General features: G+C 63.7%; 14 protein-coding genes. 8 read left to right on the top strand and 6 right to left on the bottom strand.

What is annotated here, in order from left to right; genetic code table 11:
- Window positions 1-149: 149 nt before the first annotated feature.
- Complete coding sequence (locus HU720_RS11510; protein WP_186520083.1) at window positions 150-932, top strand: IclR family transcriptional regulator; 783 nt, start codon at window positions 150-152, stop codon at window positions 930-932.
- Between the two features lie 423 nt (window positions 933-1,355).
- On the opposite strand, the gene HU720_RS11505 is transcribed toward HU720_RS11510, so the two are convergent.
- The 3 genes from HU720_RS11505 to HU720_RS11495 form a co-directional block, all read right to left on the bottom strand.
- Window positions 1,356-2,261, bottom strand: a complete 906-nt coding sequence (locus HU720_RS11505) for an alpha/beta hydrolase (RefSeq protein ID WP_186520049.1) — start codon at window positions 2,259-2,261, stop codon at window positions 1,356-1,358.
- 173 nt (window positions 2,262-2,434) lie between these two features.
- Window positions 2,435-3,121 (bottom strand): LrgB family protein, encoded by a 687-nt coding sequence (locus tag HU720_RS11500; protein ID WP_186520048.1) that lies wholly within the window; start codon window positions 3,119-3,121, stop codon window positions 2,435-2,437.
- Complete coding sequence (locus HU720_RS11495) at window positions 3,111-3,494, bottom strand: CidA/LrgA family protein (protein WP_186520047.1); 384 nt, start codon at window positions 3,492-3,494, stop codon at window positions 3,111-3,113. Before HU720_RS11495 ends, HU720_RS11500 begins: the two co-directional genes overlap by 11 nt.
- A 98-nt stretch (window positions 3,495-3,592) precedes the next feature.
- Between HU720_RS11495 and HU720_RS11490 the strand changes: the two genes are divergently transcribed.
- A complete protein-coding gene (locus HU720_RS11490) occupies window positions 3,593-4,474 on the top strand; it encodes a LysR family transcriptional regulator (RefSeq protein WP_186520046.1) in 882 nt (293 codons plus the stop codon).
- A gap of 126 nt (window positions 4,475-4,600) precedes the next feature.
- On the opposite strand, the gene HU720_RS11485 is transcribed toward HU720_RS11490, so the two are convergent.
- Window positions 4,601-5,062 (bottom strand): flavodoxin, encoded by a 462-nt coding sequence (locus tag HU720_RS11485; protein ID WP_186520045.1) that lies wholly within the window; start codon window positions 5,060-5,062, stop codon window positions 4,601-4,603.
- 190 nt (window positions 5,063-5,252) lie between these two features.
- Between HU720_RS11485 and HU720_RS11480 the strand changes: the two genes are divergently transcribed.
- From HU720_RS11480 to HU720_RS11460, 5 genes are all read left to right on the top strand, one after another.
- Entirely contained in the window at window positions 5,253-5,870 is a 618-nt protein-coding gene (locus tag HU720_RS11480; RefSeq protein ID WP_186520044.1) for a hypothetical protein, read from the top strand.
- A 148-nt stretch (window positions 5,871-6,018) separates the two neighbouring features.
- Window positions 6,019-6,594 carry an antibiotic biosynthesis monooxygenase gene (locus HU720_RS11475; protein WP_186520043.1) on the top strand — a complete coding sequence of 192 codons (576 nt, stop codon included), beginning with the start codon at window positions 6,019-6,021 and terminating at the stop codon, window positions 6,592-6,594.
- Window positions 6,595-6,645: 51 nt separating this feature from the next.
- The gene (gene folM / locus HU720_RS11470; protein ID WP_186520042.1) at window positions 6,646-7,338 is read left to right on the top strand and encodes a dihydromonapterin reductase; all 693 of its coding nucleotides are present in this window, start codon (window positions 6,646-6,648) and stop codon (window positions 7,336-7,338) included.
- 10 nt (window positions 7,339-7,348) lie between these two features.
- Window positions 7,349-7,645, top strand: coding sequence for a DUF1244 domain-containing protein (locus HU720_RS11465; RefSeq protein ID WP_186520041.1), 297 nt, complete (start codon window positions 7,349-7,351; stop codon window positions 7,643-7,645).
- A complete protein-coding gene (locus tag HU720_RS11460; RefSeq protein ID WP_186520040.1) occupies window positions 7,638-7,979 on the top strand; it encodes a HopJ type III effector protein in 342 nt (113 codons plus the stop codon). The genes HU720_RS11465 and HU720_RS11460 overlap by 8 nt, the downstream gene beginning before the upstream one ends.
- A 167-nt stretch (window positions 7,980-8,146) precedes the next feature.
- Here HU720_RS11460 and HU720_RS11455 read toward each other — a convergent pair whose 3' ends face one another.
- Together HU720_RS11455 and fabV are read right to left on the bottom strand one after the other, a co-directional pair.
- Window positions 8,147-9,043, bottom strand: a complete 897-nt coding sequence (locus HU720_RS11455) for an alpha/beta fold hydrolase (RefSeq protein WP_186520039.1) — start codon at window positions 9,041-9,043, stop codon at window positions 8,147-8,149.
- A 109-nt stretch (window positions 9,044-9,152) separates the two neighbouring features.
- Complete coding sequence (gene fabV, locus HU720_RS11450; RefSeq protein WP_186520038.1) at window positions 9,153-10,364, bottom strand: enoyl-ACP reductase FabV; 1,212 nt, start codon at window positions 10,362-10,364, stop codon at window positions 9,153-9,155.
- A gap of 368 nt (window positions 10,365-10,732) precedes the next feature.
- Between fabV and HU720_RS11445 the strand changes: the two genes are divergently transcribed.
- Entirely contained in the window at window positions 10,733-11,911 is a 1,179-nt protein-coding gene (locus HU720_RS11445) for an acetyl-CoA C-acetyltransferase (protein WP_186520037.1), read from the top strand.
- Window positions 11,912-12,113 lie beyond the last annotated feature (202 nt).

Here is a 12,113-nt window from a genome sequence, read left to right as displayed (position 1 = left end):
GGCAGCAGGCTGCGAGGCCCGGGGATGACAGGCTGGCAGCACGTCTGCATTGTTTTTATCGTAATCAGATTACGAATAACGTAATTTGCTCCCATGCCGGCGTCAAGCTATAAAGGCGCCAATCCGAAATGTCCGACACAGAAATTCCCATGGCCAAAACCAGCACCAGCGCCGACAACGGCAAACAGAAGGTCCGCTCGGCAGAGGTCGGCACCGACATCCTCAAGGCCTTGGCCGAACTCTCGCCATCGACCTCGTTGTCGCGCCTGGCCGAACACGTGCAGATGCCGGCAAGCAAGGTGCACCGTTACCTGCAAGCACTGATCGCCAGCGGGTTTGCCGAGCAGAACCCGGCGACCAACCATTACGGCCTGGGCCGCGAAGCGTTGCGCGTCGGCATGGCAGCGTTGGGCAGCATCGATGTGCTGAAGGTGGCGGCCTTGCCGTTGTCGCAACTGCGCGACGAGCTCAACGAAAGCTGCTTCATTGCCGTGTGGGGCAACCAAGGGGCGACGGTGGTCAGCATCGAGCCTGCGGTGCGCGCCGTGACGGTGGTGACGCAGATGGGTTCGGTGCTGCCACTGCTCAGCTCATCCACAGGCCTGGTGTTCGCCGCGCACCTGCCGCAACGCGAAACCATCGAACTGCGTGACCGTGAACTGGCAGCCATGGCGCAAAGCGTAGAGGATTATGAGCCGTTGCTGGCGCAGATCCGCGAGCGTGGCCTGCACCATGTGCATGGCCTGCTGATGCCGGGGGTGGATGCACTGTCGGCGCCGGTGTTCAATGCCATGGGCCAGGTGGCAGCGGTGATGACCGTGGTCGGGCCGACCTCGATCTTCCATGCCGATGAGCAGGGGCCGGCCGCAAAGCGCCTGCTGGCGGCGGCGCAGGCGACCAGTTGGCGGATGGGGTTCAGCGGCGAACGTTGAAAAGGCTTACATAGCATTACGCAAATTCGGCGGCGCGCGTGGTTATAGTGCGCCGCTCACTTTTACCCGAACCGTAAAGGTGAATGTCAGAAGCGGCTATTTTTCCCACAGGATCAAGCGCTTATTCTGATCGCACTGGCCGGCACGGAAGGCATCTCCCCCTCGCCTCGAGTGCCCGCCCAGGTTCAACGACGTTGATTTTGAAGCTCCTTGATCTTACGTCTCGATTGGCCGCTGCGTTTGCAGCGGCTTTTTTTTGTCCGTCTCAGGCAAGTCGCTTGTGATTGTGCAGGAGCGGCCTTGTGTCGCGAAAGGGTTGCGCAGCGGCCCCAAGATCTTGGCCTCACGCACAATCGCCGGGGCTGCTGCGCAGCCCTTTCGCGGCACAAGGCCGCTCCTACAAAGACCGCGCACCGCCCTGACTCAGGACCAGGCGACTTTCTGTGGGATGTAGCTCAGCGGCTGCTGACGAAACGCCAAATAATGGCGCAACACCTGCACCGGCGCTTCGGTGTGCGGGTAATGGCCAACACCCTGCAAGGCCACGGTATCGGCCTCGGGCACCTGTTGCCGGTAATGTTCGAGCATGTGCGCCCCGGAAAGCGGGTCGACAACCCCGGTGATCAGCCGCAAGCGCACACCGCCGCGCTGCAGCGCGCCGACCCAGCGCTCGCGCCAGGCAAAACGTTCCGGGATGTAATTGATCAGTTTGTGCAGCACCCGCGGCCCACGGTTGGCCGCCACCAGGCTCCACAGGTCATCCAGTGCGCTTTCGCTGGGGTGGGTGCATGGCCCGAACACCTGGGTGACATTGCGAACCAGATCATCCCGGCCAAACGAGCGCCCGATCAGCCAGCCGAGGCGGCTGAGCAGCAGTTTCTGCGCCAGCAGCATACGGCAGGTTTCGGGGAACAGCCCGCTGTTGAGAAACACGCAACTGGCCACTTCAAGGCGCTGTTCGTGGTGCCGGGCCAGGAGTTCCTGGGCGACGCTGCCGCCGTAGTCATGGGCCAGCAGGTGCACCGGCTGCTCGATGCGCAAGTGCGCCAGCAAGGCCTGCTGCAGGTCGGCCTGCTCCATCAAACTGTAGTCGTGGTCAGGCGGCTTGGCCGAATCGCCAAAACCGAGCATGTCGCAGGCGATCACGCGGAAGCGTTGGGTGAGCGGTGCCCACAGATAGTGCCAATCCCAGCTGGCAGTGGGGAACCCGTGGAGCAATAGCAGAGGCTCTCCTTGCCCTGCTGTCCAGTATCGAATGCTCTGGCCCCGGAAGGTGAAACCCTGGCTCCGGGTGCGCCAGACGCACAGTGGAATCTCGGCCAGTGGCATCAGGGGCATCCCGGTGTGTAAGTGTGTGAACAGGGCAAGGCTGCGTTCATTGCAAGGCACCTCGGCACATTCTTGTGCTCTCTATGTCGAGGCTGAGTCTAGAAGGCAATACGAAGGTATTAAGTCGCCTTGGCAGCCAGCCTGATGACCGTGCGAGCCTGTGGCACGAACGGTCACACCAGCATCACCAGCAAGGGCGCGGCAAACAGGTTGAGCAGGCCGGTGAGCACCATTACCAGGCCCGCCACCGAGCCTTCTTCGTGCCCCACTTCGCGGGCACGGCTGACGCCTGCACCATGGGCGCCAACGCCGAACAGCGCACCTCGGGCCAGCGGCGTGCGCAGCGGCAGCCAACGCAGCAGAATGCCGCCAAAGACCGCGCCGAGCACCCCGGTGAACATCACGAACACTGCTGTCAGTTCCGGCACGCCGCCCAGGTCCTGGGCGACCGGCATGGCAAACGGGGTGGTGATCGAGCGCGGCAGCAGCGACAGGCTGACCGATGGGTCCAGCGCCAGCCCACGGGCCAGCGCCCAGGAACTGCCGATTGAAGCCACGCTACCCGCCAGCATGCCCACCAGCAGCGCCGGCCAGTGCCGCGCCAGCAACGCGCGCTGCTGCCAGATGGGCACGGCGAAGGCCACCGTCACCGGGCCCAGCACGCCCATCAGCCAGTGGGTGTTGCGGGCGTATTCGGCATAGGCGGTATGCAGCGGCACTGCCACTGCCAGCAGCAGCGCCGGCACCAGAATCAGCGGCGACAACAGGTAACGCCCGGTGCGCCGATACAGCCAGCGGCTGCCCAGGTATGCGGCCAAGGTGAAGGCCAGCCAGAACAGCGACATCGGCTCAAGGTTCATGGCGCAGCCTCCAGCGGCAGACCAGTTCGACGGTGACGGCGGTGACGACCATCACCAGCAAGGTGCTCAGCGCGATCACCAGCAAAATGCGCCAACCCTCGCTGCGCAGCAGGCTGCCGTAGTCCAGCAGGCTCATCAGCGCCGGGATGAAAAACAGCAGCATTTCGGCCATCAGCAACCCGGCGCCACGCTGCAGGGTGGCAGGCTTGACTGCCCCGGTGGCAAACAGCACCAGCAGCAGCGCCAGGCCCATCACACCGCCAGGGATGGGCCAGCCGAACCAGGCGGCCAGTTGGCCACCGAGCAGAAACAGGCCAAGCAACACCGCAAGCTCAGCCAGCAGGCGTAGGGTTTTGTGGATTACAGGGTTCATGGGCGGGGGTCCTCAGCGACAGCACCATTGTAAAATTGGGCCGCCCACTCCAGAAGCGAATTGTTAGACTACTCGACATTCCAAAATGGAATTCGAGCATGGACTTCAAACAGCTGCGCAGTTTTATCGAGGTGGTACACCGTGGCGGCTTCACCCAGGCCGCTGGCACGCTGCACATCAGCCAGTCGGCGGTGAGCAAGCAGGTTGCGCAACTTGAGCAGAGCATCGGCCAGCCGCTGCTTGAGCGCCACGGTTCGCAGCTGCAACTGACTGCCGCCGGGCGCATCGTGCTGGAGCGCGGCGAAGTGATGCTGCGCCAGCGCCAGGAATTGCTGGGCGAGCTCGATGACCTTGACCAGATGCTGCGTGGCGAACTGCGCCTGGGCTTGCCACTGTTGGGCAGCGATGCGCTGTTTGCCGGGTTGTTCGCCGAATACCGGCGGCGCTACCCGAACATCGCCGTGCAATTGCTCGAAGGCGGCAGCCGCATGGTTGAGCAGGCGGTGAGCAGCGGCGAGCTGGAACTGGGCGGCAGCCTGACGCCGAGCGACTCGGCGTTCGATTACCAGCCGTTCTGCAACGAGCCGCTGGACGCATTGCTGCCTGCCGATCACCCACTGGCCGGGCAAGCTGACGTGGCGCTGGCGCAATTGGCAGACACGCCGTTTCTGCTGTACCAGCGCAGTTTTGTGCTCAATGACCGGTTGCTCAGTGCTTGCCAGCAAGAGGGGTTTACCCCGAAAGAAGGCGGGCGCAGCGGCCAGGCGGACTTTCTCGCGGCGTTGGTGGCGGCAGGGCAAGGTGTGGTGCTGTTACCGGCGATCGTCGCACGCGCCCTGGAGCGGCCGGGGGTGGTGAGGTTGCCTCTGCGGGCGCCGGAGTACCTGCGCTGGGACATTGCGTTTATCTGGCGGCGCGGGGCCTACCTGTCACGCGCGGCGCAGGCATGGCTGGCGTTGTTGCGCGAAGCGCCGAAATAACGCTAAACGCGGACCGCGTAGGAGCGGCCTTGTGTCGCGAACGGGGTGCGAAGCAGCCCCAGGATTGTGCACCACGTTGATATCGCCGGGGCCGCTTTGCGGCCCTTTCGCGACACAAGGCCGCTCCTACGGGAAACTCTTGAGCGCCGTTGCAAACTCGGCCAACCAAGGCTCGGCGTCGGTTTCGGGGGTGACGGTTTCGCTGGCGTCCAGGCGCAGCATCGGCAGTACCTCGCGCACGCCCAGCTCGGCAAACAGCTCGCGCAGTTGCTCGCCACCACCGCAATACGTGTCGCCGTAACTGGAATCGCCCAACCCAATCACCGCCCCCGGCAAGCCGCGCCAGGCCCCAGGCAGTACATCGCGGATTTCGCTGTAAAGCGGCATCAGGCCGTCGGGCAGCTCACCCATGCCGGTGGTCGAAGTGACCGCCAGCAGCGCCTCAGGGGCGAAGCCTTGCAGGTCTTGCAAGGTGGCGCGCGACGCATGCCAGGCCTCGAAACCTGCAGCCTTGAGCAACGACTCGGCATGCCGGGCGACTTCATCGGCGGTGCCGTACACCGAACCTGAAATAATGGCGACTTTCATCGAGTGAGCATTCCGTAACTGAGTGAAAACGTAGGATACTAGCACCCGGCAATGGCAAAAGGCCGCATCCGCCGAAAGTCCCGTGCCCGACCGCCCGTCGCGCAAAATGCTTGAGCGACTGAACCAAGCGCGCCCAGCGCGGTCCATCGCCGTGAAGAAATCTCCAAATCCGCTTTCATCGAGTTCGACCATGCACGCAGATGCCCTCCTCTCCCAGGACGAGCTGGACTTCATCCAGGACATGCAGCACATGCCGCAACTGAACCTGGCCGACCCCATGTCGGGCCTGCTGGTCAATGGCGACAGCCGCTTGAAAGCCCTGCTCACCCGCTTGGTGGCCCACGAGCAAGTCACCCTGCAGGCGAAACTCGACAACCAGCAGATCAGCTTCCCGCTGCAATTGGTCGAGGACGAATTCCACGCCGTGCACTTGCAGCTCGGCGCCCCCGACATCTACGAAGACGGCCCCATGCTGCGCCCGTGGCGCCTGTCGCTGCCGCAGCCAGCGCCGTTGCTCGGCGCACGCGGCAAGCCAAGCGCGCTGTGGGTGCGCGACATCTCCTTCAAAGGCGTGCTGGTCGAGGTGCGCGGCTTGCCCGAAGCACCTGCGCAATTCGACCTGCGCTTTGCCCCGGACGGCATCCCGGCCATTGGCCTGAACGGCGTGCTGCGCCGGCGCATCGGGGCCAACCTTGCCGCCTACGACCTGACCGCCAGCCCCGCCGAAGAAATCGAACGCCTGCGCGAATACATCCTCCAGGCCCACCGCCAGGTGCACCCAGAGCTGCATGCGCAAATGGCCAGTTAAGGGTTTCTGACTAACTGCACAGCATCTGTAACCTGATTCAGCGATAATCCTCGCCCGATTCTTGCAAGCAAGCCTGCGTCGCCCACCACCCCGGGCCGCACGCCATAGGGGCCGGCTACCCGCCAGTCCCGTCGCCAGGAGATACACGATGTCTACCCACCCCGTCACCTTGATGGTGTCGCGCCGCGCCGCCCGTGGCCGCTACCAGGACCTGCTGGCCTGGCTGCACGAAGGCGAGCAGTTGGCTACCGACTTCACCGGCTACCTCGGCTCAGGCATCCTCGCCCCGCCAGCCGAAGGCGATGAGTTTCAGATCATCTTCCGTTTTACCAACGCAGACACCCTGCATGCCTGGGAATATTCGGCCTCGCGCCGGGCCTGGCTGCAACGCGGTGACGGCCTGTTCGAACGCCCCAGAGAGACGCGCGTAAGCGGTATCGAAGACTGGTTCGGCACCCAAACGGTGCAAAAGCCGCCGCGCTGGAAGCAGGCCACCGCCATCTGGCTGGCGTTCTTCCCGGTCTCGCTGCTGTTCAACCTGGTGTTCGGCCATTGGCTGGGCGCGCTCGACCTGCTACCGCGCGTGCTGCTCAGCACCTTGGCGCTGACGCCGCTAATGGTCTACCTGTTCATACCGCTGTCCACGCGCCTGCTGGCCGGCTGGCTGAATGCCGCGCCTGCCGCCCATTCAGACGGCGCCGGGCAGGCCCGCAAGGCCACCTAGTTCGGGTATGCTGGGGCACTTCGCACGGACAGACGACAGACCGCCCCGAACATGAACAGCCCAATCCTCATCACCGGAGCCAGCCAGCGTGTCGGGCTGGCCCTGGCGCTGGAACTGGCGCAGGCCGGCCATACGGTGGTCAGCGCCAGCCGGCATATTCAGCCGCACGCGGCGCACCCGAACATCTACCCGTTCCAGGCCGACCTGACCGTTGCCGACCAGCGCCAGGCGCTGATCGACCACCTGCACGGCAACTATGACGGCCTGCGCGCCGTCATTCACAACGCCTCGCTGTGGCTGGACGATGGCCTGGACAACCTCGACACCATGTTCCGCCTGCATGTAGAGGCGCCCTACCACCTGAACCTGGCCCTGGGCGAGTTGCTGAACAAGGTCGACAAGGCCGACATCATCCATATCTGCGACGAGACCTCCTCGCGCGGCAGCAAGAGCCACATCGGCTACGCGGCCACCAAGGCCGCGCTGCAGAACATGGTGTTGTCGTTCGCCGAACTGTACGCGCCCAAGGTGCGCGTCAACGGTATCCTGCCTGGCCTGCTGATCCTCAAGGAAGGCGGCGATGAGCACTATCGCCAGCAAACCCTGAAAAAAGCCCTGCTGGAATTCGAACCCGGCGCCCGGCCGCTGATCGACGCCGTGCTGTTTCTGCTCGAAAGCCAGTACAGCACCGGCAGCCAGTTGGTGATAAACGGCGGCCGCCACCTGAAGAACCGCATGATCTGAGAGACACCCCATGACCCCACAACAACAGCTTGAACTCGAAGCCGCCGCGTTCCGGCGCCTGGTCGACCATCTGCAAAAGCGCACCGACGTGCAGAACATCGACTTGATGAACCTCTCCGGCTTCTGCCGCAACTGCCTGTCCAAGTGGTACAAAGCCGCCGCTGACGAGCGCCAGCTGGAGCTGAGCCTGGACGACGCCCGCGAGGCGGTCTACGGCATGCCTTACGCCGAGTGGAAAGCCCAACACCAGAAAGAAGCCAGCGCCGAGCAGCAAGCGGCGTTCGAAAAAGGAAAACCCCGTGACTGATCTGACTACCCTGCGCGCCAGCCTGGCCAGTGGCGAACACGCGTTCGCCGACACCTTGGCGTTCATTGCCGGCAACTACAGCTACCAGCCCCAGGCGTTCGACAATGGCGGTGTGCACAATGCCGCCGGGCAAAACGAAGGTTCGTGCAAGACCTTGGGCCTGGCGTTGCTGGAAGGCTTGAGCGACCAGGAAGCGCTGCTGGCTTTCGGTGAGCACTACCGCAGCGTGCTGGCAACGCCTGAAGGCAGTGACCATGGCAACATCCGTGCGCTGATCAAGCACGGGCTGGCGGGGGTGAAATTTGCCGGGCAGCCACTGACGCGGCTCGCCTGATACCGCTTGCGGGGCGAGGCCACTACCACGCAGCCAGTGTAGGAGCGGCCTTGTGTCGCGAAAGGGCTGCGTAGCAGACCCAGCAATTTTGCATGACGGCGAGATACTGGGGCTGCTGCGCAGCCCTTTCGCGACACAAGGCCGCTCCTACACCCGCGATTGGGCCTTCAACTGATCACCCGGCCCGGTACCGCCTCCGGCAGCGTCCCCGCCTGCAACCACGCCAACGCAATCGGCCACAGGCTTTCGCGAAACCGTTCGTGAAAGAACGCGAAATGGCCAATCTCCCCCACCGCGATATCCCCAGGCGCCACCCGCAGGTGCCGGCGCTCACTGCCATGCAAGTACGCCAGCAAGCGCTCGGTGGCCGCCACCGTGCCGAATGGGTCATCAGTCAGGCTGACGGCCAAGGTAGCCGCGCTGACCTGCGAAAACGGCAAGCTGCTCAGCAAACGGCCGCTGGGGCGATGTTCATAGCGCGCCGTGGGCGTGCTCCAATCGTGCACCACGCCGGCGGGGGTGTCTTCCAGCCAGCCCAGGCGCTTGCCAGGGAAATACCCGAACACGCGGGTAAGCAGCGGCATCAGCACGTGCCACTTGCCCACCAACCGCCAGCGCTGCCCTGCGGCGTAGTCACGCCAATAGGCGAACTGCGCGCCCACCAGCACCGCCCGTTGCACCTGCGCAGCACTCGGCGCCAGGCCCAGCGCCCAGCCGCCGAAACTGTGGCCGACCACATGCACTGGTTGACCGGGATGCTCGGCGCCCGCCAGTTGCAGCATCGCTTCGAAGTCCAGCCGCCCCCAGTCGCTCCAGGACGCCTGGAACCCGCGCAAGGACGCCGGGCGCGACTCACCAATACCACGGTAATCGTAGGTCAGTACATCGAAGCCCTGGCTGAACAGGTAGTCGGCAAAGCGTGCGTAATAACGGCAACGCACCGAGGTGGCGGCGTTGATGATCACCAGCGGGCGCTGGGGGTCGGCAGGGGTATGGCGCCAGCGGTAACCGGCGAGGCGGTAGCCGTCGGCGGCGGTGTGGCAAAAAACGAAGGGGCTGCTCATGGCGCGGCTCTTTGCGGTTGTGCGCCAACGCTAGCAAAAATTGCGGCCGGTACTCAAAACAAACGCGGTGGTCCGCTACCCCGAACCACCGCGCCAGGCATTGCGCCGCTTACAGCTCGATGCAGTCGAACTTCACATCGGTTGCCACGTCTTCGTCGTAGTTGACGTCAGCGCGCTCGAAGCCGAACAAGTTCAAGAACTGCTTCTTGTAACCGGCGTAGTCGGTCAGTTCGAACAGGTTCTCGGTGGTCACTTGTGGCCACATGGCCTTGCAGGCGTCCTGTACGTCATCGCGCAGTTCCCAGTCGTCCAGGCGCAGGCGAGCTTTTTCGTCGACCTCGGCCGGGGCGCCGTCGGTGCGGTACAGGCGGTCGCGGAACATGCGGTCGAGCTGGTCCTGGGTGCCTTCGTGGACGCCCTTCTCTTGCATGATCTTGAACACCATCGACAGGTACAGCGGCATCACCGGGATCGCCGAGCTTGCCTGGGTAACCACCGACTTGAGCACCGCCACGTTGGCGCCGCCTTTGACTTCACCGGCCAGTTTCTGGTCCAGGCGCAGGGCGGTTTCGTCCAGGTCTTGCTTGGCCTTGCCCAGGGCACCGTGCCAGTAGATCGGCCAGGTGATTTCGGTGCCGATGTAGCTGAAGGCCACTGTCCGCGCGCCTTCGGCCAATACGTCGGCACCGGCCAGGGCGTCGATCCACAGCTGCCAGTCCTGGCCACCCATTACGGTGACGGTGTCGGCGATTTCCTGCTCGCTGGCCGGCTCGATGCTGGCCTCGATGATGGTGTCCTTGTTGGTGTCGATGGCGGTCGACTTGTACGGCTGGCCAATCGGCTTGAGCGCCGAGCGGATGACTTCACCGCTTTGCGGCAGCTTGCGCACAGGCGAGGCCAGCGAATAGATGACCAGGTCGACCTTGCCGCCCATTTCGTTCTTGATCAGCTCGATGACCTTGGCGCGGGCTTCATCGGAGAAGGCATCGCCATTGACCGATTTGCTGTACAGGCCGTCAGCCTTGGCGAACTTGTCGAACGCAGCAGAGTTGTACCAGCCAGCAGTACCGGCTTTGGTTTCGCTGCCCGGTTTTTCGAAGAACACACCCAGGGTGTCGGCCTTGAAGCCGAATGCTGCGGTGATGCGCGCTGCCAGGCCGTAGCCGCTGGACGCACCGATCACCAGGACTTTCTTCGGACCATCCTCGCGCACGCCCAGCTTGCGGGTGGCTTCGATCTGGTCACGGACGTTGAGCTCGCAGCCCTTCGGGTGAGTCGTGGTGCAGATGAAACCGCGAACCTTGGGATGAATGATGGCCAATGTCTGTACCTCGTCAGGTTAAGGCTGAGCAAGCGCCACAGAGAGCGTTTGCGTTGATATGGAGGGTGAGACTACCCCCGGACGTAATCCGACACATATTACGGGGTCATCGGGGGGATGCAAAACGGCTACGGCCGGAATCGCTGCGCTCTCGTATCGGCGGCTGGTTACTTGCACCCGGCCCGGCCCAGCCTAATGCCGACATACTCCGTAAGGTTTTCATCAGCCTCATGTTTGCCTGGCATCAATGCGGCCAGCGTCCAGCCATTCATTTGCAAACCAGATCAATCACAAAGAAAAACAAACTTCCCAAATGAGCGCGGCGCAGAGATGCTGTGGCAATCGTGCCTGCATTTCGGAGAACAACAATGAACGAAGTCGTCATCGTCGCCGCTACCCGTACTGCCATCGGCAGTTTCCAGGGGGCGCTGGCCAGTGTGTCCGCCGTCGATCTGGGGGCAGCGGTCATCCGCCAATTGCTGCAACAGACGCAACTGGACCCGGCTCAAGTCGATGAAGTGATTCTTGGCCAGGTGCTGACCGCAGGCGCCGGGCAAAACCCCGCACGCCAGGCCGCGGTCAAGGCCGGCCTGCCGTTTGCCGTGCCGGCACTGACGCTGAACAAGGTCTGTGGCTCGGGGCTCAAGGCCCTGCACCTGGCCGCGCAGGCCATCCGTTGTGGCGACGCCGAGGTGGTCATTGCCGGTGGCCAGGAAAACATGAGCTTGGCGCCCTATGTGATGCCATCGGCGCGCACCGGCCAGCGCATGGGCCATGGCCAGTTGATCGACAGCATGATCAGCGACGGCCTGTGGGATGCTTTCAATGACTACCACATGGGTATCACGGCTGAAAACCTGGTGCAAAAGTACAGCCTGACCCGTGAGCAACAGGACGCCTTTGCCGCAGCTTCCCAGCAAAAAGCCGTGGCGGCCATCGAGGCCGGGCGCTTCAAGGCTGAAATCACCCCGGTTCATATCCCGCAGAAAAAGGGCGAGGCGCTGGTGTTCGACACCGACGAGCAACCGCGCGCCGGCACCACTGCCGAATCGCTCGGCAAGCTGCGGGCGGCGTTCAAGAAGGACGGTAGCGTCACCGCCGGCAATGCTTCCAGCCTGAATGACGGCGCTGCTGCCGTGCTGCTGATGAGCGCCAGCAAAGCCCAAGCGTTGGGCCTGCCGGTACTGGCCAAGGTTGCCGCCTATGCCAGCGCCGGGGTAGACCCTGCAATCATGGGTATCGGCCCGGTGTCGGCGACCCAGCGCTGCCTGGCCAAAGCCGGGTGGCAGTTGGGCGAACTAGACCTGATCGAGGCCAACGAAGCCTTCGCGGCGCAGGCATTGGCGGTTGGCAAGGAGCTGGAGTGGGACGCCGCCAAGGTCAACGTCAACGGCGGCGCGATTGCATTGGGCCACCCGATTGGTGCCTCGGGGTGCCGGGTGCTGGTGAGCCTGCTGCATGAAATGATTCGCCGCGATGCGAAGAAAGGGCTGGCCACGCTGTGCATTGGTGGTGGGCAAGGCGTGGCGCTGGCGATAGAGCGGTGATGCCTGGGGCCTGCGCCCGCTGACGGGGTTAGTGCTTGTGGGAAATTCGAAGCCTGCAAGGGCCTCATCGCAGGCTGGCGCCAGCTCCCATAGAGGCCATGCGCAACCGCAACATTGCTGGTTGGACCCAATCCTATGGGAAATGATAGACAGTTGTGGCGAGCGGGCTTGTCCCGCGTTGGGCTGCGCAGCAGCCCTGAAA

Source organism: Pseudomonas sp. SWRI51 (genome assembly GCF_014268825.1).
GTDB lineage: Bacteria > Pseudomonadota > Gammaproteobacteria > Pseudomonadales > Pseudomonadaceae > Aquipseudomonas > Aquipseudomonas farsensis.
Note: the sequence above shows the minus strand (reverse complement) of the source record. Positions and strands in the feature narration are given on the sequence as shown.

Excerpts from the sequence above, each read along its gene's own strand:
- HU720_RS11510 (WP_186520083.1), top strand. The coding sequence starts at position 150 with ATGGCCAAAACCAGCACCAGCGCCGACAACGGCAAACAGAAGGTCCGC.
- HU720_RS11505 (WP_186520049.1), bottom strand. The coding sequence starts at position 2,261 with ATGCCACTGGCCGAGATTCCACTGTGCGTCTGGCGCACCCGGAGCCAG.
- HU720_RS11500 (WP_186520048.1), bottom strand. The coding sequence starts at position 3,121 with ATGAACCTTGAGCCGATGTCGCTGTTCTGGCTGGCCTTCACCTTGGCC.
- HU720_RS11495 (WP_186520047.1), bottom strand. The coding sequence starts at position 3,494 with ATGAACCCTGTAATCCACAAAACCCTACGCCTGCTGGCTGAGCTTGCG.
- HU720_RS11490 (WP_186520046.1), top strand. The coding sequence starts at position 3,593 with ATGGACTTCAAACAGCTGCGCAGTTTTATCGAGGTGGTACACCGTGGC.
- HU720_RS11485 (WP_186520045.1), bottom strand. The coding sequence starts at position 5,062 with ATGAAAGTCGCCATTATTTCAGGTTCGGTGTACGGCACCGCCGATGAA.
- HU720_RS11480 (WP_186520044.1), top strand. The coding sequence starts at position 5,253 with ATGCACGCAGATGCCCTCCTCTCCCAGGACGAGCTGGACTTCATCCAG.
- HU720_RS11475 (WP_186520043.1), top strand. The coding sequence starts at position 6,019 with ATGTCTACCCACCCCGTCACCTTGATGGTGTCGCGCCGCGCCGCCCGT.
- folM (WP_186520042.1), top strand. The coding sequence starts at position 6,646 with ATGAACAGCCCAATCCTCATCACCGGAGCCAGCCAGCGTGTCGGGCTG.
- HU720_RS11465 (WP_186520041.1), top strand. The coding sequence starts at position 7,349 with ATGACCCCACAACAACAGCTTGAACTCGAAGCCGCCGCGTTCCGGCGC.
- HU720_RS11455 (WP_186520039.1), bottom strand. The coding sequence starts at position 9,043 with ATGAGCAGCCCCTTCGTTTTTTGCCACACCGCCGCCGACGGCTACCGC.
- HU720_RS11445 (WP_186520037.1), top strand. The coding sequence starts at position 10,733 with ATGAACGAAGTCGTCATCGTCGCCGCTACCCGTACTGCCATCGGCAGT.